We start from the raw sequence: 22,865 nt of genomic DNA, 5'->3' as shown, positions 1-22,865 counted from the left end.
ACCAGCGACCGTAGCCGCCGTCGGCCGTCGGCGTTACCCTCCTCACGTGGACCTCGACGAGGCGAACGACCCAGGGCTCGGAGCAGGCGGCGCGCGACCGACCGCCGCTGCGTCCGCCGACGGTGACCGATCGCGCATCGACGCGATCCGGAACGCCCCGCTCGTGCGACGCATCCGCGAGTCGGTCATCGGCGACGACCAGGTCGTCCCCGGGCCGTACGGCCCGCGCCGGGTGACCTACGCCGACTACACGGCATCCGGTCGCGCGCTGACGTTCATCGAGGACTTCATCCGCGATGAGGTGCTGCCCCGGTACGCGAACACGCACACCGAGTCGAGCGGCACGGGCCTGCAGACGACGAGGCTCCGCGAGGACGCGCGTGCGACGATCCGCGACGCGGTCGGCGGCGACGACGATACGGTCGTGATCTTCACGGGGGCCGGGTCGACGGGCGCGATCGACAAGCTCATCGGGATGCTCGGGCTGCGCGTGCCATCCGCCCTCGACGACCGGTACCACTTCGCGGCGTCGATCCCGCCCGAGGAGCGGCCGGTCGTGTTCATCGGCCCGTTCGAGCACCACTCGAACGAGTTGCCGTGGCGCGAGTCGATCGCCGATGTCGTGACGATCCCGCAGGACCCCGACGGTCACATCGACCGCCGCGCGCTCGAGGCCGAGCTCGTGCGGCATGCCGACCGGCCGCTCAAGATCGGCTCGTTCTCGGCCGCGAGCAATGTGACGGGAATCGTGAGCGACACGGCGGGCATCTCGGCGCTGCTGCACGACTACGGGGCGCTGTCGTTCTGGGACTTCGCGGCGGCCGCGCCGTACGTCGACATCGAGATGACGCACGGCGACCCCGGCATGGCGCGGGCGACCGGGCAGTACAAGGACGCGATCTTCCTCAGCCCGCACAAGTTCATCGGCGGTCCGTCGACGCCGGGCGTGCTCGTCATGCGTCGCGAGCTCGCGACGAACCGGGTGCCGGATGTCCCGGGCGGCGGCACCGTCGCGTTCGTGAACCCGACCGAGCACGAGTACCTCGCCGACGTCGCCCACCGCGAGGAGGGCGGCACCCCCGCGATCGTCGAGTCGATCCGCGCCGGGCTCGTGTTCGGCCTGAAGGACGCGGTCGGCGTGCCGACGATCCGCGCCCTCGAGGACGACTTCCTGCATCGAGCGATCGCCGCCTGGCACGACGAGCCCGCGATCGAGGTGCTGGGCAACCTCGAGGCCGAGCGCCTGTCGATCGTGTCGTTCATCGTCCGTGCTCCGAGCGGCAGGTACCTGCACCACAACTTCGCCGTGGCACTGCTCAACGACCTGTTCGGCATCCAGTCGAGGGGCGGTTGCTCCTGCGCGGGACCGTACGGACACGACCTGCTCGGCATCGACATCGAGCGCTCCCACGAGTTCGAGCGCGAGATCTCGCGCGGCTGCGAGGGCATCAAGCCCGGCTGGGTGCGCATCAACTTCAACTACTTCATCTCGGAGGGCGTGTTCGACTACCTCGTCGAGGCCGTGAAGCTCGTGGCGCGCGACGGCTGGCGGATGCTGCCCGACTACACGTTCGACCCCGCGAGCGGCATCTGGCACCACCGCCGCGGTCCGCTGGAGCCGCCGCTGCGGCTCTCGCAGGTGTCGTACGACGCCGACGGCCGTCTCGTGTACCCGCACCACGACGACCGCGCGCCGGAGTCGGCGCTCGCCGGGTACCTCGCGGAGGCCGAGGCGGTGTTCGCGGCGGGGCCCGGCGAGACGACGACGGATGCCGCGCCCGCGCGCCTCTCGGACGACTTCGAGCATCTCCGTTGGTTCGACCTGCCGGCGGTGTGCCTCACGCCGTGACGTCCGCGGCGTCGCCGGCTCACCCCGAGCGGCGGGCGCCGCAGTTCCAGCACGTGCCGCCTTCGACGAGCGCGCCGCACTCGTCGCAGGTCGCGGCGAGCCAGCACACGTCGCCGACTCGATCGTCCTGCGCGTGCTCGTCGGGTCGGTCGGGTGCGGATGGCGCGGACTCGCCGTGCGCGTGCCCGGGCTCACGTCGATCGGTCATCGCGGGCCGTCCCGGTCCGTCCAGACCGCGATGTCGACCTTGTTGCCGGCGGGGTCGGCGAGCGTCCACCATCCGTCCTCCTCGGAGCCTGCGGCGATCCGGCCTCCGGCGCGGAGCGCCGCCTCGACGCGAGCTCGGCCGACGGCGCGCGGCACCGAGACGTCGACGTGGAACGCGTGAGTCAGCGGTTTCCCGGGCGGGAGCTGTTGGAACCACAGGCTCGGACCGCGCCCGTCGAGGTCGACGAGGTCCTCGTCGCCGTGCTCGGCGTAGGCGAACAGCTCGCGCCAGAACGGTCGAACCGCGACCTCGGGTTTCGATGCGATCGCGACCTGCACGGTCTGCACCTTCCGCGGGTCCGGGCGCAGGCCGACCGCGTGCGCCGTCGCCGACACGCGTCGCGCGAGGTCGAGGTCGGCGTCGACGAGCTCGGTGACGTCGCGCGCGAGGCGAACGGCGAGGCCGTCGGCGCGCAGGTCGAGGTGCAGTCGGTCGGCGCCGTCGAGTTCGGCGAGCGCGGCCGCGAGCGCCGCGCTCCGCGCGAGGGACTCCGCGTCGAACCATGCGGTCGGCCCCGAGAACACGACCGGCCAGTCGTCGAGGTCGGATGCCGCGCGGAACGCCCCGAACATCGCTGCGCCGCGCTCGAGCTCGGCGGGCCCGGTGGCGACCCGCGGCGTGCGCGGAGTGCGCGGAGTGTTCGCGGCATCCGTCGCCGACGTGGGCGCGCCGCCGCCGCCGTCGGACGGAGCCGCGGCCAGGTCGGACTCGCCGGTCGCGTGGTCGGCACCGGCGGCACTCGCGCCGGCCCGCCCGAGGCGGAGGACCTCGAGGGACGCGGGCGCATCCTCCGGGACGGGGAGATCGGGCCAGGTGACGAGGTCGACCTTGTTGCCGGCGGCGTCGGCGCAGGTCCAGTACTGCGGCGCCTCACGGTCGAACGCGAGGCGGCCGCCGGCGTCGAGCGCGACGGCGAGCCGGGTCGCGGCGAGCTCTCGCGGCACGGCGAGGTCGATGTGCATCGCGTGCCGCAGCGGCCGCTCGGGGTCGAGCGGCTGGAACCACACCGACGGTCCGCGCCCGCGCGGATCGACGAGGTCGTCGCCGACGTGGTCGTCGTACCCGAGCACGGCCCGCCAGAACGGCAGCACCTCGTCGACGGGTCGGCTCGTCGCGATCGCGACCTGCACGTCCTGGGTGCGGTGCGGTTCCGCGGCGAGCCCGTGCGTGCGAGCGAGCGCCGAGACCGCGCGTGCACGGTCGGCAGCGCCGTCATCGAGGTCGATGAGGTCGCGAACGACGCGCACGATCACGCAGTCGGGCCGTACATCGATGAGCGGCGGATGCTCCGCCGGCGCCTCGATCGCCGCGACATCGGTCGCGAATGCCGTGCCCGCGCGCACCGACCCGGTCGCGAAGCGCGCGATCGGTCCGCAGTACGCGACCCGCCAGTCGTCGAGCCCGTCGGCGGCGAGGAACGCGAGCCGCTGCTCCTGGCCCATTCGGCCTCCATCCCGGGCTGTCGTGCCAGACGCGCCCGAAGATAGCGGAGCCTCGTCGGATCCGGAACCCCGCGTCCGCCCGAGGCCGCGCCCGCATCCGCGCCGGCGTCGGCGATCGGCCGCGGAGACCGGCAGCCGACCGACGGCGACCGGCAGCCGGCCCGACGACGACCGGCAGCCGACCGACGGCGCCCGGCGCGACGTCGACTCCCCGATACGAGGGAGAAAGGTGACCCGCGACCACGTTTCTCCCTGCAACCGGGTGCCTACTCCGTCGCCCCGGCCCGCTTCTCGACCTCTCGCGCGTAGTCGGGCACCGAGTTCGTCCACTGGCGTGGCGGGCGCTCGTAGCCGGCCGACGGCGGCCGCTCGGGGATCTCGATCGGCGCCTGCGGAACGGGCTCCCACGGCACCTTCGAGAGGATGTGCGCCATCACGTTGATGCGCGAGCGGCGCTTGTCGTCGCTCTCGATCTCGTACCAGGGCGCCTCGGCGATGTCGGTGTGGAGGAACATCGTGTCCTTCGCGCGCGAGTAGTCCTCCCACTTCGTGATCGAGCTGAGGTCGGTGGGGCTGAGCTTCCATCGCCGCATGGGGTCGTTCAGGCGCGAGCGGAACCGCTCCTCCTGCACGACGTCGGACACGCTGAACCAGTACTTCAGCAGGATGATGCCGTCCTCGACGAGCATCCGCTCGAAGATCGGCGCCTGGTGCAGGAAGCGCTGGTACTCCTCGTTCGTGCAGTAGCCCATGACCCGCTCGACGCCGGCCCGGTTGTACCAGGAGCGGTCCATGAGCACGATCTCGCCGCCGGCCGGCAGGTGCGGCACGTACCGCTGGAAGTACCACCGGGTCTTGTCGCGCTCGCTCGGCGCCGGCAGCGCGACGATGCGCGTCTGGCGCGGGTTCATGTACTCCGACACGCGCTTGATCGCGGAGCCCTTGCCCGCGGCATCCCGCCCCTCGAAGATCACCACGACGCGGGCGCCCGACTGCTGCACCCACTTCTGCATCTCGACGAGCCTCGCCTGCAGGATCTTCAGTTCCTGCTCGTACAGCGGCTTCGGCATCCTCTTGCCCATCGCGGCACCCCTGCACCGAAGCCTAGAGCGGATGCCGCGCTCCGCGGCCGAGTTGCGCGTTCAGTCGCTCCGCCTGCCGGGTGAGGTGGTCGCGTTCGGGGATCGTGGGCGCGGCGTCCGCGGCCTCGGCGTAGAGGCGCGCGGCCGTGGCCGGGTCGCCGTCGCGCTCGTGGACCCAGGCGGCGACCGCGTCGTAGCGAGGCAGGGCCGGATCGAGCTCGGCGAGGGCCGCGAGGCCGGCGCGCGCGCCATCCGCCTGCCCCACCGCCACAGTCCGGTTCAGGCGCGCGACCGGGCTGTCGGTGAGACGCACCAGTTCGTCGTACCACTCGACGATCTGCACCCAGTCGGTCTCGTCGGCCGTGCGGGCGTCGGCGTGCAACGCCGCGATCGCCGCCTGCGCCTGGTACTCGCCGAGCCGGTCGCGCGCGAGGGCGGCCTGCAGCACGCCGACCCCCTCGGCGATCAGCCGCGTGTTCCAGAGTGACCGATCCTGCGCCTCGAGGGGGACGAGTCGGCCCTCGGCGTCGGTGCGGGCCGGCCGGCGCGCGTGGTGCAGGAGCATGAGGGCGAGCAGGCCCGCCGCCTCCTCGTGCCGGGTCATGGCGGCGAGCTGCCTGGTCAGTCGGATCGCCTCGTCGGCGAGGTCGACCTCGCCCGAGTACCCCTCGTTGAACACGAGGTACAGCACGCGCAGCACCGTCGCGACATCCCCCGGCTCGGTCAGCCGCACGCCGGCGATCGTGCGCTTCGCTCGACTGATGCGCTGGGCCATCGTCGCCTCGGGCACGAGGTAGGCGCGCGCGATCTGCCGGGTGGTGAGACCGCCGACGGCGCGGAGCGTGAGCGCGACCGCGGAGCCCGCGCTCAGCGACGGATGCGCGCAGAGGAAGTAGAGCTGCAGCGTGTCATCCGTCGACGGGACCGGCCCGGGTGGCGGCTCACGGTCGACGAGCTCCTCGCGCGTGCGCCGGGACGACGCGGAGCGGACGGCGTCGAGGAACTTCCGCCACGCGACCGTGACGAGCCAGCCCTTCGGGTCGCGCGGCGGATCGTCGGGCCACACGCGGAGTGCCTCGACGAGCGCCTCCTGCACGGCATCCTCCGCCGCCGGGAAATCGGCACCGCGGCGGCAGACGACCGTGATGACCTCGGGGATGAGGCCTCGCAGGACGGCGTCGTCCATCGGCGTCACTCGGTGACCGCGGGGGCCTCGTCGGCGAGGAAGGGGCGCAGCTCGAGCCATTCGTGGATGGGGCGCCCGTCCTTGCCGGGCGCGGCCGACAGCTCGCCGGCGAGTTCGACGGCGCGCTCGTGGGAGTCGACGTCGATGATCATCCAGCCCGCGATGAGGTCCTTCGTCTCGGCGAACGGGCCATCGGTGACGGGCGGACGCCCGGGACCGTCGTAGCGCACCCATTCGCCCGTCGGGGCGAGGGCATCGGCACCGACGAACTCGCCCGATCCCTCGAGCCGCGTCATGAAGTCGCGCATGTACTGCATGTGCGCGTCGAACTCCTCGGGCGTCCACTGGTCGGTGGGCACGTCGTTCACGCCGCTCGGGGCGCCTCGGTAGTGCTTGAGCAGCAGGTACTTCGTCATGGTGTTCCTCCTTCGGGCCCCTCCGGCCATTGTGGCCGGATCGGGGCGTTCAGACCCGGGACGGAGCGGGGCTTGCATTCTCGACATCCGCCTTCGCCGTCTCGCCAGGGGGTCGAGATGCCACGTGCGGCCGGAATGCTCTGCCGGATGGCGCTGCATGTGGCATCTCGGCGTGCGGCTCTCGGCGTGTGGGGTCCGGGTGCGGGTGAGACATCCGTTTCGGCCTGCGCGGTGCTGGTCGCGCGCGACCGCACCGGAGTACGCTCGCGCCCAGAGCACCCGGCGTGCGGATGGCGCGGCCGGAGCGACGAGGAGGCGGAGATGACGGTCCCGGAGATCAACTACTGGGCGGTACTGCTGGCGACGCTGTCGAGCATGGTCGTCGGGTCGATCTGGTACGCCAGGGGCGTGTTCGGCACGCGGTGGTCGAAGCTCGCGAACGTCGACATGGATCGTCCGGGCGCGAGCGCCGTCGGGCCGATCATCGTGACGTTGATCGTCAGTTTCGTGACGGCGTGGGTGCTCGCGGGCGCCTCGACGATCGCATGGCACTTCTATGGCGGCAGCTACCTGCTCGCGGCGCTGTTCACGGCGATCATCCTGTGGGCGGGACTCACCGCGGCCCGGTTCATCACGCACGACGCGTTCGAGGGGCGTCCGTCGTCGCTCACGATCCTGAACATCGCGCACGAGCTCGTGACGCTCGTCGTGATGGGGCTCATCATCGGGGTGTGGCCGCCGGCAGGAACGGTCTGACGTTCGGCCGCGCGCGGCCATGACCGGGGTCGCCCGCGCCCTCCCCGCGCCGGCGCGTGCGCTCGCCCCAGTCGGCACCCGCCACTCTCGGCGAAGGCTCGGCGTGCCGACCCTAGGATCGAGGGCATGGCCGGGTTCTGGGGGAAGCGCAAGCGCGAGGAGCAGCAGGAGCTCGAGGCACAGGACGCCGACCTCGCGGTGCGGGCGCGCACGGCCCTCGTGGCCGCCGACGAGCGCATCCGCGTCACGACCGACGAGCTCGACTTCGCCGATGCGGAGCTCGGAGCCGAGGCGACCGAACCCGTTCGCGAGGCCTTGGCCGCCGTGCGGACGCACCTCGCCGAGGCGTTCCGCCTGCACCAGCTGAACCACGACCACATCCCCGACACCCCCGAGGAGTTGCGGACGCGCAACGGGCGCATCGTGCAGCTCTGCGAGTGGGCGGAGGAACTGCTCGACGACCGGACCGCGGCGCTCGCCGAGCGCATCGCACGGGCGCGACGCGCCCCCGAGATCATCGCCGGCATCCGAACCGACATCGACCGGTTGCGCACCCGGATCCCGCACGCCCGCGAGACCGTCGACCGGCTCGCCGCGCGGTACGCGGCCGAGGCGCTCGCCCAGGTCGACGCGAACCCCGCCGAGGCCGACCAGCTGCTCGGCTTCGCCGAGCACTCCGTGGGGGTGGCCGAACGTCGGCGCGAAGCGGGGCAGCGCGAACAGGCGAACCTCGCGCTCGAGGCATCCGCCGAATCGGTTCGTCGCGCGGCGACCCTGCTCGACGCGGTCGAGACCTTCGAGGTCGAGGCGCTGCGCGCCGAGTCGACGCTGGCCGCGATCGTCGAGGACTCCCGCGGCGACCTCGTCGTCGCGCTGAAGGAACCGCACTCGCCCGGCGTCGCGCAGGCGATGGCCGACCTGCAGGCGGCGCTCGCGAGCCTGCCGCCCGCCGGGGTCAACACCGACCCGTTCACGCACCTCGATCGGCTTCGCGAGGCGAACTCGGGGCTGGATGCCGCGATCGCCGCGGCGCGCGAACGCGCGGCCCGTCCGATCCCACCGCTCGAGCATGTGCGCCACGCCATCGACGACGCCGACCGGCACCTCGCCGTCGCGCGCGACGTGATCGCCGGGCATCGCGGATGGATCGGGGCCGACGCCCGCACCCGGCTCGCGGAGGCCGAGCGCACCCGCCAGGACCTCGACCGGTACCTGGGCGAACCGGCGGCGACGGCGATCGTCATCGGCGACGATCACCGCGAGCACGCGATGGCGATCGCGCGACGCGCCGCCGCACTCGCGGGTGAGGCGTTGCAGCTGGCGCGGCGCGACATCGACTCGTCGCGGCCGCAGGATCCGGGGCAGTGGGGCGGGCCCGGCGGCCCGGGCGGTGGCTGGGGCGGCGGTGGGCGCCGCGGCGGCGGGTCGGACGTGATGGGTGGCATCCTCGGCGGACTCGTGATCGGCAGCATCCTGGACGGGATCTTCGACTAGCTCCGTGACGGAGCGCCGGGCGCCGATCATGCGGTCCGGCCGGCCCTCGGCGCGAGCGCGAGCATCTCGCGCGTGCGTCGGGTGACGTCGTCGAACGGGTCGACGCGGCGAGCGGTGGGATTCGCCGGGCGGCGGGATTCGCCGAGTGGCGGGATTCGCCGGGCGGCGGGATTCGCCGGGGCGGGTTCGCCGCCCGGCTCGTAGAATTCATGCATGGCCGGGTTCTGGGCCGGGCGCCGACGCGGTGCCCGAGAACTCGAGGCCCGCGGCGCCGCCGACGCGAAGCGGGTCGGATCGGCCCTGTTCGCGGCCGACGAGCAGATCCGGGTGGCCGCCGAGGAGCTCGCCTTCGCCGAAGCCGTGCTGGGAGCGGATGACGCGGCCGCACGCACCGCCGCGCTCGTCATCGCTGCGCGCGACCGACTCAACGACGCGTTCCGGCTCGACCGGCTGAACCGGGATGCGATGCCCGGTGCGGCCGACGAGATCCGGGCTCGAACCCAGCGCATCCTGCAGGTGTGCGAGTGGATCGAGCGCACGCTCGACGAGCAGGTCGCCGCGCTCGGCGAGCGGATGTCGCGTGCGCGCCGGGCGCCCGAGGCGATCGCGGGGCTGCGCGCCGACGTGGAACGGCTCCGCGAACGCGTGCCGCACGCTCGAGCGACCGTGGCTCGGCTTTCGGCGCGCTACGCGCGGGAGGCGCTCGCCGACGTGGCATCCGGGCCCTCCGACGCCGCGCAGCAGCTCGGCTTCGCCGAGCACACGCTCGCCGCGGCCGAACGTCGGTGCGAGATCGGTGACCGCGACGAGATGCTGGTGGCGCTCGAGGCATCCGCTCGGTCGGTGCAGCGCGCCGAGGCACTGCTGGATGCGGTCGACGGGTTCGAGGTCGAGGCGCTGCGCGCCGAGGCGGAACTCGGCGACGTCGTCAGGCGAGCCCCGCGCGAGCTCGCCGCGGCGCTCGCCGTCGCGCCGCAGTCGCGCGCTGTCGCCGACGCGACCGCGGGAGTGGAGGCGGCGCTCGCCGCGCTGCCCGCCGCCGGGGTGGACACCGATCCGATCGGGCACCTGGCACGCCTGCGCGATGCGCTCGCCGTGCTCGCCGACGCGGTCGCGGGAGCTCGCGAACGGGCGTCGCGCCCGGCGCCGCCGGCACGACACGTGCACGACGCCGTCGCGGATGCCGACCGGCAGCTCGATCTCGCCCGCGATGCCGTCGCCGGTCACCCGGGTCGGATCGGTGCGGCGGCCGTCGCACGACTCGCGGAGTCGGAGCGGCTGCGTCTCGACCTCGGGCACTGCCTCGGCAGCCCGGCGGCCGAGATGGTGGCGGTCGATGTCGAGCTCCGCGTTCGCGTGATCGAACTGGCCCGGCGCGCGGCCGCGCTCGCCGCCGAGGCGGTGCAGCTGGCGCGAAGCGATCTCGCATCGTCGCGTGCGCTGGCGCGCACCGGGACCTGATCCGTTTACGGGCGCTGGCGCGCGCGTGGGTTGCGCGCGGCGCCATCGCACGTGGGAGTGCGCGCGGGCGGCCCGACGCGTGGCGGTGCGCCTCTCTGGAGGGGCTCGACGGGCTCGGTCTCGGTTCCGGTCCCCGGTCCCGGATCCGGCCGCGCGCGTTGGAGTCCGCTTCTGCGGTGGAGGCGGTCTTGCGACGGCACTCCTCCGCAGAAACGGACCTCGAACGCGCCCGGCTCTCCGACGGCGGTCCGGCGGAGAGCGATTTCGAGCGACGCGGGCACCGCCCGGCCCGGTCGCAGGAGGATCGTCGCGCGGCCCGGCTGGCGCAGGTGCCGCTCGAAGTAGCGGGCCGCACCCTCGCCGGCGAATGCGGAGACCCCGGTGTGTCCGCCGATGTCGGCCGCCGAGGTCTTCTCGGTGGAGCCGGAGGCGTCGACCAGGTCGAGCGACTGCGGGGGGTCGTTGTCGATGTCGTCCGACTGCAGCAGCTCACGCCGCCGCGTGCGGCAGAGATCATGCCAAGTGCGCGCGGCGCAGCGCGAGCTGACGCATCTCACGCCGTCTCGCGTGGCGGCGGAGTGCAGGGCGCGCGCGACCCAGCACGATGTGACGCCTCTCACGCCGCCGTGTGCGGCAGGGGTCATGCGAAGTGCGCGCGGCGCAGCACGATGTGACGCCTCTCAAGCCGCCGCGCGCGGCAGGGGTCATGCGAAGTGCGCGCGGCGCAGCACGATGTGACGCCTCTCAAGCCGCCGCGCGCGGCAGAGGCAGCGCGAAGCGCGCTCGGCCGCCGAGGCGGGGTGTTCGGGCAGGGTCGACGTCTGGGGGAGGGATGAACCACACCTCGGATCGGTTGGCGCGAATGGCCCAGCCTTCTCGATGGATGCGATGGTGACAGAAGGAGCACAACATGACCCCGTTCGAGAGGTCGGTCGGTCCGGCGTCGCGCTCCCACCACCTGATGTGGTGCGCGTCGACATAAGTGATGTTCTGGCCGCAGCACGCGCACCCGCCGTCGCGTTCGGCCAGGGCGAGACGTTGGGCCCTGGTGAAGAGTCGTGCGGATCGGCCGAGGTCGAGCGGCACGCTCTCGCTGCCGAGCACCGCGGGGATGATCTCGGCATCGGCGGCCATGCGGCGCGCGGTGGAGGCGGAGATCGGCTGGTCGAGGCCGTCGACCCGAGCGTGGCCGAGCCCTTCGACGAGGGCGTCGTGGTCGACCCGGACCACGACCGTCACCTTCGCGAGCGGTGCGAGGGTGTCTTCGCAGCCGAGCACGTGACGGGCGATGGCGGCGAGCGCGTCGGCCTGGATCTGCGGGATCGATCGGTCGTCTTCGACAACCGACCCGGGCCGCGTGGCTCCGACCGGGCTCGTCTCACGCCGCCGAAGCACGTCGCTCACGAGCGCCTCGACGGCGACCTTGATGGGCGCGGCGGTCTCGGGGTCGAGGCGCGCGCGGAGGTGCACCATGCCCGCGGCGTCCTCTCGGATGGTCAAGGAACGCTCGGCTCGCAGTTGCTCGTCGCGCGCTTCCACGCCGTCGCGGTCGAGACGGGCCTCGGCCTCGCGGACCGCGCGCATGAGCAGGTCGAGGGGCACCTGCGCCGCGAGGTCGACCAGTGCCGCCTCGGCCTCGGCGGCGAGCGCCGGGTCGGCGCGGACGCGCACCCGGTCGAGCATGGACGTGATCGCGGATGCCGCGTCGACGCCGATGCGCCCGGATGAGAGGGCCGCCCCGACATGCGGATGACGCGACGGGGCGCGCTCGCCGCCGAAGGTCTGCCGTTCGGCGGTGGCGGTGCCGACGGCGATGAGCTTCGCGGCATCCTTCTGGGTGGTGCCTGTGGCCGCCGCGATGAGGCGGACAGGACTGTGGAAGCCCTGCGACCTGGCGAGGCTCGCCTGCCCCAGCTCGGTGTTCGACCGCTTCGAGACCTCGGCGGCGACGCGTGCGAGCAGTGCGTCGGCGTCGCGCCGCACGCGCGCGAGGGCGTCGGTCACGCGGACGAGCCCGGCGTTGCTCATCTGCTCGAGCTCGACCTGGCTCGCGCCGGGGATCGCCCCGACCGCCGGCATCGCGCCAGCCCAGGCCGCGCGCAACGCCTCGACATCGTGGTCGAGGGTGAGCAGCGGCTGGTCCATGTCTCAATGATGCACCGACCCACTGACATTCGGATGGCGCAGAAACCGGGCCTGATCGGCGAAATTTCCTGTGGATAACATTGTCGTTCCGTTGCCTGCGGAGGACAAGTCAGCGCGGGTGGAGCGTCGGAATGGGGAAGGGGTGGAGTGGCGACCCGACACTACGACACATCTGTACGCAGCCAGTTACCCTTGTGTCATGCCCTACAGCGTCCGCGAGTATGCAGAGCGGCTCGGCATCTCGCGGGCCGCGGCCTTCAAGCGGGTGCGGAGCGGCGGGATCGGCGCGTACCGGCTCGGCTCGCAGTGGGTCGTGCCCGACGAGGCCGTATCCGCTGCGACGCCCGTGTCGCGCCCGATGTCGCCGGAGAATGCGCGGCGGCTGCTGGCATCCGTGTCGGGGGTGCCGGTCGAGGTCGACGACGCGGTCGTCCGGCGCCGCATCGCGGAGAAGACCGACCGCGTCCTGCGCGGCGACGTCGATCCGACGCTGCTGTGGAGTTGGGTGCGCGAGCGCGCCCCGCGGCTCGCCCTCCGTGCCCGCGACGTCGACCTCGCCGACCTGCTCGCGGACCGGCGGCTCGCGGCATCCGGCCTGTCGGATCCGCGCGCCGGAGCGGCCCCAGCACCGGCGCAGAAGATCGCCCCCGCGCCATCCGTCGTCGAAGGCTACGTCTCGCCCGCGGCGCTCGACGCGCTCGTGACGGAGTTCCTGCTCGTGGAGGGCGACCGGCCGAATGTCTGGCTGCACGTCGCCGACATCCCGACGGATGCCTCGGGCCGCGCGCCGATCGGATTCACCATCGCCGACCTGCTCGACCACGGCGGCCCGCGCGAACGCGCCCGCGCGACGGTGCTGCTGCACACGCGATCCGGCGACGGCGCCGGCGGCGGCACCGCGACGCCGCGCGCCGCGCCGACGCCGCGCGTCACGCCCACGCCGCGCGCCGCGCCGACGCCGCGCGCCCCGGCGACGCCCCGCGCCCCGCGCCCCGCCTGACCCGCGCGCCCGCCCACTCCGCGACGCCGCGCGCCCTACCCTCGTCAAATGATCGACTTCCAGAACAGCGCCTTCGTCAAGCTCTCCAAGGCCGACATCGCCGCGATCGAACCGAGCGTGCGCGAGCTCTACGTCGACGGCGAGACGTCGATGGTCGCGGCGAAGGGCATGCGCGACTTCATCATGTTCACGAACAAGCGGATCATCGCGGTGAACATCCAGGGCATGACCGGCAAGAAGCGCGACACCACGTCGCTGCCGTACTCGAAGATCCAGGCGTTCTCGGTCGAGACCGCGGGCACCCTCGACCGCGACGCCGAGCTCGAGGTCTGGCTCAGCGGGCTCGGCCGGGTGCGATTCGAGTTCGCCGGCGGCTTCGACGTCGGGTACCTCGCGAAGCTCATCGGTTGGGCGGTGCTGTAGCGAGCGGATGTCGCGGGGCGCGCTCGCCCGCCGGTGCTCGCGCTCGCCGGGTCCCGGCTCGCGAGCATCAGCAGAGCGGATGTCGCCGCCTCCCGCTACGCTCGCATCAGGTTCACGAGTGGCAGCTGTCGGTACCTGGCCGGCTGCCCGGCAACCCCCTCCGTCGAGCGGGGTGCCCCAGGGGAAGAACCGGCCCGCGGCATCCGTCTCGGGCAAGTCGACGGAGGTGACGCGCCTCCGAGCGAGAGGAGTTCACCATGCCCGCTGACGCCTATTTCGAGGGTGCCCGCCCCGAGCAGCCGCGCCGCGAGACCGCCCGGGAGGCGCTCGAGCGCTCGCCCGGCTACACGCCCGAGCGCGACCGAAACCCGTGGGGCGACGTGCCCGAGGAGCTGCGACTCGACTGGTGCCGTGCGCTGCTCGACTTCCCGACGTTCTTCCCGGGCCCGTTCGCGATGTCGATCGCGGCGCGGGTCATCCGCGACGACCGGGCGTCCGATGTCGTGGCCCAGTGGTCGTGGCAGGCGGACGACCTCCACCGCGTCGGCTTCACCGCCGCCGACTGGTACCTGCTCCGCCTCTGCGTCGATCGGCGGCTCGAGAAGCTGCTCGCCCGCGACGACGGACGCTTCGTCATCGACACGACCCGGCTCGAGTACCGCAGCATCGCGCTCATCGCCGAGCACTGGACCGACTGGCTCCCGCTCCGGCGCGCCGGCCTCACGCCGCTGCGCGCGCTAGACCTCGTCGTCGACGGCAACCGCGCGTCGTGGCCCGGCGGGTTCCTCATGGATCGCAACGGCGATCGCTTCATGACGTCCTGAGCGGATGCCGCGGGGCGGGCGTCGCGCGGCTCATCGAGCCGCACGGCGGCCCGCCCCGCCGGCCTCAGAGCCCGAGCGCCTCGGTGAGCTGTCGCTGAAGCGACCGGATGTACGCGTGCGCGTCGGGCAGCAGCGTCTCGACGACGATGTCGACGAGCAGAATGGCTCGTCCTCGTTGCCGGGGCACTCCGCGTCGGCGCACCGGCACGGGGAGTTCATGTTCAGGAAGTCGGCCACTCGGGCCACGGCGATCTGCTGGTCGGTCATCTCTCGCTCCTCGTCGTCTCGGCGTACGCCGATCGGCCGCGGGGTGCGGCTCGGTGTCAAGAAGCGGATGACTCGGGGTCATCCTTGCACGGGCGGACGACGTCGCCTGGCAGATGGGTTCACACGGGTCTCGCCTCGCGCAGCACCTGGTCGGCGACATCCGCATTCAGGCTCGACGACGGCACGATGTCGACCGGTGCATCGAGGATCCGCTCGGCGGTGCTGCGCATCAGGCCGAGCCCGAACATGCCCACGTCCTCGGCGAGGTCGACGAGCAGGTCGACGTCGCTCGTCGACGACTCGTCGCCGCGGGCGACGCTGCCGAACACGCGCTGAGCTCGGCCTGGTGCGCCTCGACGCATTCGCGAACGGCGACCGAGACGATGTCCTTCTTCGTGCGCCCGAGCACGTGCGCGGCGTCGGACACCAGCCGGTCGGTCTCCGGGTCGATCTTGATCGAGGTGAATGTCGGCATGCTGGCTCCTCGGTACCGAAGTAGCATCCGGTACCGATCCGTAGCGGGAACGTCACGGGTTCGCTGCGGCCAGGTGAGACCCGAACGCAGCCCACCACACGCCGAACACGGCCAGCGGAATCGTCATCACGACCGCGAGCCGCCACAGCACGCGTCGCCGCCCCGCCCGCCCGACATTCGCCCGCAGCCGCTCGAACGCGTCATGACCCACGACCTCGCCCGGCGCCATCCGCCCCCACGCCCCCGGCTCCGCCGCGACCGCCGCGACCCGCCCGACCTGCTCCGCCGACAGCACAATCGCCCGTCGCCGCAGCCACCGCACCAGCTCCGCCTCGCGCAGCACCACGACCTCCGACGGACGCTCGCGCACCGTCATCCGCTTCGCCCCGACGATCGCGACGATCGGCGTCACCTCGACGGGCATGTGCGCGGCGGACGTGAGCAGCTTCGACGTACGCCTCGCCTCGTGGGCGGCGTTGCGGAGGTGGTTGGTGCGCTGGCCGCTCACGAGGATGCGCTTCGCGCCGACCCACACGTGCTGCCCGCGGTGGTGCTTCGTGTTGATCGTGAACACGCCCGCCGGCCCGATCACGACGTGGTCGAGGTCGCTCGACCCGGATCCGACGGGCACCGAGTGCAGCACGACCCATTCCGGCCCGAGCGCGCTGAGCCGCCGCGCGACCTCGAGCTCCCCGAGCGCTCCGACGTACCAGGGCTCGGCCTCGCGCCCGAGCGGCGAGACGCCGAAGAACCGCTGCACGGCGGTGTTCGGCGGCACGCTCGCCTGCACGCGCAGGCATTCGGCGATGACGGATGCCGCGGGGCGGCGGTGGGCGAGGGAAACGGAATCGATCGGTTCGGTCGGGAAGGGCTGACTCGACGGCGTCATGTGAAGCTTTCCGGTCGTGCTGGGGTCCGCCCGATCGTGACAGTCGGACCTGTGGTACTGGAATCCCCCGAAAAGGGGTGGCGTCTGCGGTCCTGCGAGCCTCATCCGTGTGCGTCGCGGCGTTAGCGTCGCAGCGTGACCCTGGAGCGGTGGAGCAGACTCGACGCGGCGGCGCCGAACGGTGGCCAAGCAGTTCCGTCGCAGTCGCCTGATGCGGCGCGTCGGCTTCGACGATGGCAGCGGTTGAAGCCCGAACTCGCCTTGTCGGACGAGCATCTGGAGCACCTGCGAGATCAACTCGGCTTCATCGACGCAAGTTGTACTCGATTCGACCGTGGTGTTCGCGCCGAGGCGAAGCGGCTCGCGATCGATGTGCGCGTCCTGGCGTACGACACGACGGCTAGCACCGGCCTCCTCACCCGGATGGGGCTGACGCAGATCCTGCCGTGGGCGGATGGAACAATCCCGAGCGGTCCACGCGTGGTGCGACTCGCTCGAGACCGCGGTGTCGCGCCGGTCGGCTCGCTTCTCACCGTCATCCCGAGCCCGACCGCCACGACATGGATGCCCGCGTTCCGGCAGGTCTCGCTCGGCGGTCATCGGGTCGGGTTCAACTACTGGTGGCAGATACCGAGGATCTTCGACAACCAGGGGACGGAGGCGTCTCGACGCGACGTCGTGCTCTGGCTCGCCCATCACGATGGCGGAGCACATGTCGACGACCTTCCCGAGGCGTATCGAGCGATCGCACGCGGAAGCAGTGTCGGCGACTTCTTCAGCAGGCTCGGTCGATCAGTCAAAGAGGACTCGCCCTTACCTGCCGCGATGCGGCAGATAGCCGAGGAGGTCCGGTTCACCGTGCGGACGTCACTCGGTGCGCTTCTGCCGGACGAAGAGGAGATTTTCCGGCGCTGAGTCGGGCGGGACCGAGCAAGCCCGCTGTCCGAAGCGATCGAGGTCTCGCTCGACGAGGCGGATGCCGTGTGGCTGTTCCTGCACTCCGGAAGCCGGGGCGTGGGCAACAAGATCGCGCAGCACCACATCCGGGTCGCGCAGGAGCTCTGCCGGAAGTGGTGGATCGACCTGCCCGACCGGGACCTCGCGTACCTCGTGGAGGGCGCGCCGGAGTTCACGCGGTACATCGCGGAGCTGCGGTGGGCGCAGCACTTCGCGCTGCTGAACCGGGAGGAGATGATGGACCGGGTGATCCGGCAGGTCTCGGAGTGGGTCGGCGTGCCGGTGGAGGAGCGGGAGCGGATCAACTGCCACCACAACTTCACCGAGAGCGAGGAGCACTTCGGCAAGCGGGTGTGGGTGTCGCGGAAGGGTGCGATCCGGGCCGATGCGGGCCGGCCGGGCCTGATCCCGGGTTCGATGGGCACTGCGTCGTACGTGGTCGAGGGCCTGGGTGATCGGATGTCGCTGAACTCCTCGCCGCACGGTGCGGGTCGGATGTACTCGCGCTCCGCCGCCCGGCGGGCCTTCACACAGGATCAGCTGCGGGACGCGATGGCCGGCATCGAGTTCCGCGACACCGACGCGTTCATCGACGAGATCCCGGCAGCATACAAGCCGATCGACCGGGTGATGGCGGATGCCGCGTCGCTCGTGCGGGTGCGGCACACGCTGCGGCAGGTGGTGAACGTGAAGGGGGACTGAGGGGACGGTCGCAGGCGTGAAGGGGTGACGGATGCCGCGGCTCGCGCCCGCCCGGAGACGGGCGGGTGCGGGTCGCGGTGCTCCCCGGGCATGTCAGTCGGATCGCGAGCTCTCGAGCGGGGCAAGATGACGACATGGACCTCCCGATCCCGCACCCGCCGGTGCCACCCTTGATCACGGTCGATGAGTTCAATCGGCGGCTTCGAGCATGGTTGGAAGCCGGCGCCACGGGCCGATTGGATGGCGACCTGACGTCACCGTGGGTCAAGGTAGGCACCGCCCTGTGCCGGCTCTCGAGCGAGACGACTCCTGCCGGAGCGTCGGCGTATCTTGCGCGGCTCGAAGATGGGGCGGGCGTCTATTCGGTCGTTCCGAGCTCGACGGACGTGGCGCGCCGTGTCGTTCCGGGGCGGTCGCCTTTCAGAATCCCGGGCTTCTACTTCTACGCACAGGACCCATTCGATCAACCGCAGATCATCGAGCCGGTGCGAGCTCCGATGGACGGGTGGATGGTGGCCATGCTGATCTTGGACGCGGTTGCGGTACTACACCAGCGCGGACATCAACTGCTGCGCATCTACCCGAACGAATCTGGATCCGGGCTTCACTGGCGAACCCGCGTCATTGCCGCGGACACTGTTCGATTCGAATCGTGGAGTTGGCCCGAACCGGACGCCAATCCGTTTGCCTACACGACCGCCGATGGATACGAGGTTGCGGGATCACTGGTTGACGCGGCAACGGCGCCGGAGCAGGTCGCTGATGCGATCTTGGCGGCGATTGGGGACCCTCACGCGTCTGGCCGTGGGAGGGATTGGCTCTATGCAGGGTGGTACGCAGAGATGCTCGGAGCTTGTCGGTGGAATCGGGGCCTACCGGTCGGTGATGAACCTGTCGTGGTCCGAGGTGGCCGTCACTGGAGGATCGGCGCTACCGCGACTATCGAGGAGCCTCCTCCGCTTGCTTCACCCAGCTAGGCGAAGCGAGTGGGATCCCACTCCGCGCGCCCTCGGAGCACGTCGTTGCCGAGGGTAGCCAGTCGGCGTATCAGCCGGCGGCATCGCGACTCGAGCGAGGTGTCCCATTAGGGGGCGCACGCGGGAGACGCGGCGGCGCATCAGGGCATACTGAATCAGCCGATCAAGAGCGACCACGGGGCGCTCTGGGCCCATCGCACGCGCAGGAGCCATCTTGGAGAACCAGCCCGCTGTCCCGGTGTGGACGCTCGCCACCGAGCCCGCCGATCTACCCCGCATCATCGGGGATCAGGGTCTGACGCAAGCAAGGCTCGGCGAGCTCAGGACGGCGCTTGCAGCATTCGCAGACGCCCCGATCGCCACGCTGGAGGCGCATCCCCTGTCTGCCCAGCGTGACCGCGCGGGAGGCATCGTGCTCCATGCCACCAGCCCCCTCGCCCAGCAACTCTCGCAACTTGTCACGCAGACGGCCAAGTCAGCGCCGTCGAATGTGAACGTCGGAGAGACCGGCGAGGTGCTTTACCGCATGATCGTGCCCGCGAAGGTCGCAGCTCAGTTCGGCGAGGGCCTTGTGAAGCCGATGTCATCGAGCGCCGTTGCTGGAGGAATCCATAGCGCGTTGCATGGTTCGGCGGGTATCGCGGCTCAGGCGACATTCGTGCCCGTTGCCGGGAAAGCGGCCGTCGCCGGAGCGGCGACGGGATCAGCTGCGACCGCCGGTGTCGCTGTCGCCTCCGCGGGCGCGCTCACCGTTGCTGCGCCTTTGGTGCTCATGGCCGTTGCGGTCGGCGTGAGCGCCTACGCCGACCGGCAGCGGCAGATGGCGATCGAGCACATCACCGACCTCCTTGAGCAGTTGCATGACGACAACCTCTCGCGCGAGCGCAACGAGCTCGATGCATGCCGGGACGCCATCGACAAGGCCACTTCGATCCTGCTCGACAAGGGCAAGATCGGTCACTCGCTCGGGCTCGACTCGGCCTCATTCGCGATCAGCAAGGCGGTCTCGAACGCTAAGACCAGGCTCGCGAAATGGGAGGAATCGCTGGCAGCCTTGCCGGACGGGCCGGTCGAACTCGCAACACTCACGAAGGCATTCCCTGGCATCAACGATCGCGGCGGCGTATTCCGCACCCACCTTGAACTCGCACGACTCGCAATCGCCTTGAAGCGCAGGGTGCTCGTCTTGGAGGCGGTCGAGCACGCGCAGCTCGAGGACACCGGCAACCCGTTCACGAGGTTCGTCGAGGCGCTTCGCAGCGAGGAGCGAGACGTCGATGAGCTCGAGACTCGTGTCGATTCGGTGCTCGTCCGCTTGTCGAGCCTCGAATTGAAGCGTCACGGTGGGATCCGTATTCCCACCTTCACGCCAAGCGAGGTCGACAAGCTGCTCAAGTCTGCCTACCGTCTCCGGGCGCTTGGAGATGGGCTCCACGGGCGACGGGCGAACGCGGATATCGCGATCGAGATCGAGCGACGCGGTGATGGAGTGGTAACCGTGTTTCCTGCTGTCGCCGCGTGAAGTCGTACTGCACGATAGGCACTTCACCGAGCACGCGATCGGAGCCGCGGTCGATTGAACACCGGGCGTTCTGGACGCGCGTGCTCTGGCATGCTCATGAGATGGCGACGAAGCATGATCTGGCGGACTGGACGCAAGAGGCACTGACGGAACTCGGCGGTGCTGCACACCACGTCCGTGTCGCCGAGCAGGTTTGGCGGAATCACGAGGACGATCTCAGGAGCTCGGGGGATCTCTTCTACACGTGGCAGTACGACCTCCGATGGGCCGCCAACCGATTACGACAAGAAGGCGTGATGTCCCCCGTCGACACCAATGATGGGGTCTGGCACCTAGCCCAGCAAGGAAGCTGAGTTCACCTACTGGGCGCAGCAACTGCTGTCCCTCGCCGCGGCCCTACCCGTCAGCGCCGACGCTGACCATGTTGATCAGCGTCGAGACCGTTGCGGGGACCCGCATCCGTCCCTGCGGTGCGCTCTTGAGCCCGTTGGCCATCAGCGCTTGGAGAGAAAGTCGTCCGCGCTCGCCCGCATCGAACGTATGCAGGAGTCGGAGACGCAACCAGGATCTCGTGCGACGCTCTTGCAGCGCATCTTGATCCACCCAGAACCGATCGTCGTCCACGCGTCGGTCGAAGGGAATGCCTGAATCGACCACGAGACAGCGGTGCGTGAGCGCCTGGGTCGGACGCGTCACGTATAAGTACACGACGTCGCCATTCGCGATCTTCGCCGAAGTGCTTTCACTCCAGTTGATTTCAGTGAGAGAGTCGAACGCATCCACCGCGTCGTACGTTGTGGGGTTCGAGGGGACGATCCACTCGGTGCCTGAGTATGCGTGAATAGTCACGAAACGACGATATCCGGAGCGCTCCATCGGGCGCAGTGCTGAACCGTTCCGAGCGACCCAGGGAGAGGAATTCGGCGCCGATGCTCAAGAACACGCTGACGGAAGTCCTCGAACTTCAGACGCGTTACACCGATCGCGACACCGCTCCCATGCAGCGCCGCGGCGAACTCGTGAGGAACTCGATCCCGTCGCTTCTACGCGATTGGGGTGTGCGGCCCGTCGCCGACGGCGGCTGGGTTCCGTTCGACGCTGCCGTTCACGGAAAGGACGGCATCGGGCGCAAGAGTCAGGTCCCCTGGGTACGGATCCATTCCGTCGAACTGAGTCCGAGTTCGACGACGGGGTGGTATCTCGTGTACCTCTTTGCCGGCGACGGGGGTGCGGTCTATCTGACGCTGATGCATGCCTCGACCAACGCCGATCATGATTCGCTGATCCCTCGCTCGCATGGCGAGCTCGCCGAGCACGTGAAGTGGGGCGAGCAAGTCATCGGCGGCTGGATCGAGGACACTCCGCGGCTGGTTCGATCGATCGTCCTGCACGCTCCGAGGTCGAAGGTTGCGGAGGCCTACGAGGCCAGCACGCTGTGCGCGTTCAGGTACCCGGTCCACGACATTCCACCCGAGCACGAACTCCTGGCTGATCTCCGCGCCATGCTTGTCGCGCTCGCACGGATCTACGAGCACGTTCCTCGTTAGAGACGCTTGACGAGCACCTCGGCGATCGCCTTGCCAAGCGGGATCGGCACGGCATTGCCGATCTGTCGGGCGATCGCAGTCTTCGACCCCACGAACTTGTGGTCCTCGGGGAAGCCCTGGAGGATCGCGGCCTCGTAGTGGGTGATCGCGCGATTCGCCTCGGGGTGCAGGTATCGACCCTTCTCCGGCTTGAAGAACTCCGTGCGGATCGTCACCGAGGGCTTATCCCAGTAGAGGCGGCCCATGACGTCGCCCGAACCGGACTTGTGGTTGCGCCAGCACGGAGCCAAGAGCTTGTCCGGCAGGTCGAATCGGTTGCCGCCGGGCGGGATCGCGGCGAAGCGGTCGATCGAGATCGGCTCGTATCGGCGGTCGAGGTGCAGCTCTGCGGCTCGATAGGCCCCCGAGAACGACTTTTCCGCGAACTCGTACTTCCGGTCAGGGAGGTCAGTGCCAGCCGGAACCCACGGAATGCCGTCGAACGCCTCCTCGACCGTCCGATGGGCCTTCAGGTGAGTGGGTGCCGGAAATCCCGGGAACGACAGATCGCGTCGGAATCCGATGACCACCGCACGCTTGCGCGCCTGGAACGCCCCGTAGTCAGCGGCGTTCAGCACCGCGTGCCGGAAGTCGTACTCCTCGAGCAGGCCGCCGGGCGCGATCGCCTGTTGGAAGTCGGTGAATTGGGACGACTTTGCGAACGCCGCGACGTTCTCGACGACGAAGTACTTCGGCTTGGCACGGCGGATCGTCGCCGCGTACTGGCGCCACAGGAGGTTCCGCTCATCGTTGACGTCTCGCTTGCCGAGGTTCGAGAACCCCTGGCAAGGAGGTCCTCCGACGACGACATCCACTCTGGGCACGGTCTCATTGACGAGCCAGCCCTGGATGCTCCCTGCATAGACGATGTCGTCGCCGAAGGTGGCCGCGTAGCTCGCCGCGGCGGCGAGGTCCATTTCCACCGCCCGAACGCTCTGGAATCGTGGCGACGCCGCGTGGAACCCGGCCGTCAGTCCACCGGCACCGGCGAACAGGTCGAGCACGCGGATGGCGCTGGGACCCGTCTCGTCGGTGCGAGGATTGGCAGAGGCGGTGGGGAGCATCGCCCAGAGTCTAGCCGGCCGGTGCGACGCTGGACGCCCGCCCCGCCGGCGGGCGGTCGGACGAGGTCCGGGAGGTGGCG

The 22,865-nt window shown here is 70.6% G+C and carries 22 protein-coding genes, 1 pseudogene and 1 riboswitch; of the genes and pseudogenes, 12 read left to right on the top strand and 11 right to left on the bottom strand.

The window, feature by feature from the left end; genetic code table 11:
• Window positions 1-46 precede the first annotated feature (46 nt).
• Entirely contained in the window at window positions 47-1,849 is a 1,803-nt protein-coding gene (locus tag ACIQH8_RS07740) for an aminotransferase class V-fold PLP-dependent enzyme (protein ID WP_400996765.1), read from the top strand.
• Between the two features lie 19 nt (window positions 1,850-1,868).
• On the opposite strand, the gene ACIQH8_RS07735 is transcribed toward ACIQH8_RS07740, so the two are convergent.
• The 5 genes from ACIQH8_RS07735 to ACIQH8_RS07715 all read right to left on the bottom strand — a co-directional run bounded on the left by ACIQH8_RS07735 (window position 1,869) and on the right by ACIQH8_RS07715 (window position 6,243).
• Window positions 1,869-2,057 carry a hypothetical protein gene (locus tag ACIQH8_RS07735; protein ID WP_400996763.1) on the bottom strand — a complete coding sequence of 63 codons (189 nt, stop codon included), beginning with the start codon at window positions 2,055-2,057 and terminating at the stop codon, window positions 1,869-1,871.
• Window positions 2,054-3,559: a VOC family protein gene (locus ACIQH8_RS07730; RefSeq protein ID WP_400996761.1), complete on the bottom strand. Its 1,506-nt coding sequence runs from the start codon at window positions 3,557-3,559 to the stop codon at window positions 2,054-2,056. The genes ACIQH8_RS07735 and ACIQH8_RS07730 overlap by 4 nt, the downstream gene beginning before the upstream one ends.
• A 266-nt stretch (window positions 3,560-3,825) precedes the next feature.
• A complete protein-coding gene (gene ppk2, locus ACIQH8_RS07725; protein WP_400996758.1) occupies window positions 3,826-4,641 on the bottom strand; it encodes a polyphosphate kinase 2 in 816 nt (271 codons plus the stop codon).
• A gap of 22 nt (window positions 4,642-4,663) precedes the next feature.
• Window positions 4,664-5,827 carry an RNA polymerase sigma factor gene (locus ACIQH8_RS07720; RefSeq protein WP_400996755.1) on the bottom strand — a complete coding sequence of 388 codons (1,164 nt, stop codon included), beginning with the start codon at window positions 5,825-5,827 and terminating at the stop codon, window positions 4,664-4,666.
• 5 nt (window positions 5,828-5,832) lie between these two features.
• Window positions 5,833-6,243 (bottom strand): YciI family protein, encoded by a 411-nt coding sequence (locus ACIQH8_RS07715; protein ID WP_400996753.1) that lies wholly within the window; start codon window positions 6,241-6,243, stop codon window positions 5,833-5,835.
• Between the two features lie 321 nt (window positions 6,244-6,564).
• Between ACIQH8_RS07715 and ACIQH8_RS07710 the strand changes: the two genes are divergently transcribed.
• The 3 genes from ACIQH8_RS07710 to ACIQH8_RS07700 all read left to right on the top strand — a co-directional run bounded on the left by ACIQH8_RS07710 (window position 6,565) and on the right by ACIQH8_RS07700 (window position 9,954).
• Window positions 6,565-6,999 carry a DUF1761 domain-containing protein gene (locus tag ACIQH8_RS07710; RefSeq protein ID WP_400996751.1) on the top strand — a complete coding sequence of 145 codons (435 nt, stop codon included), beginning with the start codon at window positions 6,565-6,567 and terminating at the stop codon, window positions 6,997-6,999.
• A 126-nt stretch (window positions 7,000-7,125) separates the two neighbouring features.
• Complete coding sequence (locus tag ACIQH8_RS07705; RefSeq protein ID WP_400996748.1) at window positions 7,126-8,493, top strand: hypothetical protein; 1,368 nt, start codon at window positions 7,126-7,128, stop codon at window positions 8,491-8,493.
• A 213-nt stretch (window positions 8,494-8,706) separates the two neighbouring features.
• Window positions 8,707-9,954: a hypothetical protein gene (locus tag ACIQH8_RS07700; RefSeq protein WP_400996745.1), complete on the top strand. Its 1,248-nt coding sequence runs from the start codon at window positions 8,707-8,709 to the stop codon at window positions 9,952-9,954.
• 744 nt (window positions 9,955-10,698) lie between these two features.
• Here ACIQH8_RS07700 and ACIQH8_RS07695 read toward each other — a convergent pair.
• Complete coding sequence (locus tag ACIQH8_RS07695; RefSeq protein WP_400996742.1) at window positions 10,699-12,099, bottom strand: DUF222 domain-containing protein; 1,401 nt, start codon at window positions 12,097-12,099, stop codon at window positions 10,699-10,701.
• Window positions 12,100-12,298: 199 nt separating this feature from the next.
• Between ACIQH8_RS07695 and ACIQH8_RS07690 the strand changes: the two genes are divergently transcribed.
• The 3 genes from ACIQH8_RS07690 to ACIQH8_RS07680 all read left to right on the top strand — a co-directional run bounded on the left by ACIQH8_RS07690 (window position 12,299) and on the right by ACIQH8_RS07680 (window position 14,346).
• Window positions 12,299-13,099 (top strand): hypothetical protein, encoded by an 801-nt coding sequence (locus ACIQH8_RS07690; protein ID WP_400996739.1) that lies wholly within the window; start codon window positions 12,299-12,301, stop codon window positions 13,097-13,099.
• Between the two features lie 48 nt (window positions 13,100-13,147).
• Complete coding sequence (locus ACIQH8_RS07685) at window positions 13,148-13,522, top strand: PH domain-containing protein (RefSeq protein WP_400996737.1); 375 nt, start codon at window positions 13,148-13,150, stop codon at window positions 13,520-13,522.
• A 110-nt stretch (window positions 13,523-13,632) separates the two neighbouring features.
• Window positions 13,633-13,747, top strand: a riboswitch (SAM riboswitch).
• 32 nt (window positions 13,748-13,779) lie between these two features.
• Window positions 13,780-14,346 (top strand): hypothetical protein, encoded by a 567-nt coding sequence (locus ACIQH8_RS07680; protein WP_400996734.1) that lies wholly within the window; start codon window positions 13,780-13,782, stop codon window positions 14,344-14,346.
• 64 nt (window positions 14,347-14,410) lie between these two features.
• Here ACIQH8_RS07680 and ACIQH8_RS07675 read toward each other — a convergent pair whose 3' ends face one another.
• The 3 genes from ACIQH8_RS07675 to ACIQH8_RS07665 all read right to left on the bottom strand — a co-directional run bounded on the left by ACIQH8_RS07675 (window position 14,411) and on the right by ACIQH8_RS07665 (window position 15,977).
• Window positions 14,411-14,533, bottom strand: a complete 123-nt coding sequence (locus ACIQH8_RS07675) for a hypothetical protein (protein ID WP_400996732.1) — start codon at window positions 14,531-14,533, stop codon at window positions 14,411-14,413.
• 199 nt (window positions 14,534-14,732) lie between these two features.
• Window positions 14,733-14,942 carry a nucleotidyltransferase family protein gene (locus tag ACIQH8_RS07670; RefSeq protein ID WP_400996729.1) on the bottom strand — a complete coding sequence of 70 codons (210 nt, stop codon included), beginning with the start codon at window positions 14,940-14,942 and terminating at the stop codon, window positions 14,733-14,735.
• Window positions 14,943-15,140: 198 nt separating this feature from the next.
• Window positions 15,141-15,977, bottom strand: coding sequence for a nuclease-related domain-containing protein (locus tag ACIQH8_RS07665; RefSeq protein ID WP_400996726.1), 837 nt, complete (start codon window positions 15,975-15,977; stop codon window positions 15,141-15,143).
• Window positions 15,978-16,112: 135 nt separating this feature from the next.
• Between ACIQH8_RS07665 and ACIQH8_RS07660 the strand changes: the two genes are divergently transcribed.
• The 4 genes and pseudogenes from ACIQH8_RS07660 (at window position 16,113) to ACIQH8_RS07645 (ending at window position 20,488) form a co-directional block, all read left to right on the top strand.
• On the top strand, window positions 16,113-16,892 hold the full coding sequence (locus tag ACIQH8_RS07660; RefSeq protein ID WP_400996724.1) for a hypothetical protein: 780 nt from the start codon (window positions 16,113-16,115) through the stop codon (window positions 16,890-16,892).
• Window positions 16,893-16,928: 36 nt separating this feature from the next.
• Window positions 16,929-17,636 (top strand): annotated as a pseudogene (locus ACIQH8_RS07655) (RtcB family protein); the annotation flags it as partial.
• A gap of 1,191 nt (window positions 17,637-18,827) precedes the next feature.
• On the top strand, window positions 18,828-20,135 hold the full coding sequence (locus ACIQH8_RS07650; RefSeq protein WP_400996721.1) for a hypothetical protein: 1,308 nt from the start codon (window positions 18,828-18,830) through the stop codon (window positions 20,133-20,135).
• Between the two features lie 101 nt (window positions 20,136-20,236).
• Window positions 20,237-20,488 carry a hypothetical protein gene (locus ACIQH8_RS07645; RefSeq protein ID WP_400996718.1) on the top strand — a complete coding sequence of 84 codons (252 nt, stop codon included), beginning with the start codon at window positions 20,237-20,239 and terminating at the stop codon, window positions 20,486-20,488.
• 43 nt (window positions 20,489-20,531) lie between these two features.
• On the opposite strand, the gene ACIQH8_RS07640 is transcribed toward ACIQH8_RS07645, so the two are convergent.
• Window positions 20,532-20,984 (bottom strand): hypothetical protein, encoded by a 453-nt coding sequence (locus ACIQH8_RS07640; RefSeq protein WP_400996715.1) that lies wholly within the window; start codon window positions 20,982-20,984, stop codon window positions 20,532-20,534.
• Window positions 20,985-21,064: 80 nt separating this feature from the next.
• Here ACIQH8_RS07640 and ACIQH8_RS07635 point away from each other — a divergent pair, with 80 nt between their 5' ends.
• Window positions 21,065-21,682 carry an MrcB family domain-containing protein gene (locus ACIQH8_RS07635; protein ID WP_400996713.1) on the top strand — a complete coding sequence of 206 codons (618 nt, stop codon included), beginning with the start codon at window positions 21,065-21,067 and terminating at the stop codon, window positions 21,680-21,682.
• On the opposite strand, the gene ACIQH8_RS07630 is transcribed toward ACIQH8_RS07635, so the two are convergent.
• The gene (locus ACIQH8_RS07630; protein WP_400996711.1) at window positions 21,679-22,785 is read right to left on the bottom strand and encodes a DNA cytosine methyltransferase; all 1,107 of its coding nucleotides are present in this window, start codon (window positions 22,783-22,785) and stop codon (window positions 21,679-21,681) included. The genes ACIQH8_RS07635 and ACIQH8_RS07630 overlap by 4 nt on opposite strands.
• Between the last annotated feature and the right edge of the window lie 80 nt (window positions 22,786-22,865).

It is taken from the genome of Agromyces sp. GXQ0307, assembly GCF_044769845.1.
Lineage (GTDB): Bacteria > Actinomycetota > Actinomycetes > Actinomycetales > Microbacteriaceae > Agromyces.
Note: the sequence above shows the minus strand (reverse complement) of the source record. Positions and strands in the feature narration are given on the sequence as shown.

Excerpts from the sequence above, each read along its gene's own strand:
- ACIQH8_RS07735 (WP_400996763.1), bottom strand. The coding sequence starts at position 2,057 with ATGACCGATCGACGTGAGCCCGGGCACGCGCACGGCGAGTCCGCGCCA.
- ACIQH8_RS07730 (WP_400996761.1), bottom strand. The coding sequence starts at position 3,559 with ATGGGCCAGGAGCAGCGGCTCGCGTTCCTCGCCGCCGACGGGCTCGAC.
- ppk2 (WP_400996758.1), bottom strand. The coding sequence starts at position 4,641 with ATGGGCAAGAGGATGCCGAAGCCGCTGTACGAGCAGGAACTGAAGATC.
- ACIQH8_RS07720 (WP_400996755.1), bottom strand. The coding sequence starts at position 5,827 with ATGGACGACGCCGTCCTGCGAGGCCTCATCCCCGAGGTCATCACGGTC.
- ACIQH8_RS07715 (WP_400996753.1), bottom strand. The coding sequence starts at position 6,243 with ATGACGAAGTACCTGCTGCTCAAGCACTACCGAGGCGCCCCGAGCGGC.
- ACIQH8_RS07710 (WP_400996751.1), top strand. The coding sequence starts at position 6,565 with ATGACGGTCCCGGAGATCAACTACTGGGCGGTACTGCTGGCGACGCTG.
- ACIQH8_RS07705 (WP_400996748.1), top strand. The coding sequence starts at position 7,126 with ATGGCCGGGTTCTGGGGGAAGCGCAAGCGCGAGGAGCAGCAGGAGCTC.
- ACIQH8_RS07700 (WP_400996745.1), top strand. The coding sequence starts at position 8,707 with ATGGCCGGGTTCTGGGCCGGGCGCCGACGCGGTGCCCGAGAACTCGAG.
- ACIQH8_RS07695 (WP_400996742.1), bottom strand. The coding sequence starts at position 12,099 with ATGGACCAGCCGCTGCTCACCCTCGACCACGATGTCGAGGCGTTGCGC.
- ACIQH8_RS07690 (WP_400996739.1), top strand. The coding sequence starts at position 12,299 with ATGCCCTACAGCGTCCGCGAGTATGCAGAGCGGCTCGGCATCTCGCGG.
- ACIQH8_RS07685 (WP_400996737.1), top strand. The coding sequence starts at position 13,148 with ATGATCGACTTCCAGAACAGCGCCTTCGTCAAGCTCTCCAAGGCCGAC.
- ACIQH8_RS07680 (WP_400996734.1), top strand. The coding sequence starts at position 13,780 with ATGCCCGCTGACGCCTATTTCGAGGGTGCCCGCCCCGAGCAGCCGCGC.
- ACIQH8_RS07665 (WP_400996726.1), bottom strand. The coding sequence starts at position 15,977 with ATGACGCCGTCGAGTCAGCCCTTCCCGACCGAACCGATCGATTCCGTT.
- ACIQH8_RS07645 (WP_400996718.1), top strand. The coding sequence starts at position 20,237 with ATGGCGACGAAGCATGATCTGGCGGACTGGACGCAAGAGGCACTGACG.
- ACIQH8_RS07635 (WP_400996713.1), top strand. The coding sequence starts at position 21,065 with ATGCTCAAGAACACGCTGACGGAAGTCCTCGAACTTCAGACGCGTTAC.
- ACIQH8_RS07630 (WP_400996711.1), bottom strand. The coding sequence starts at position 22,785 with ATGCTCCCCACCGCCTCTGCCAATCCTCGCACCGACGAGACGGGTCCC.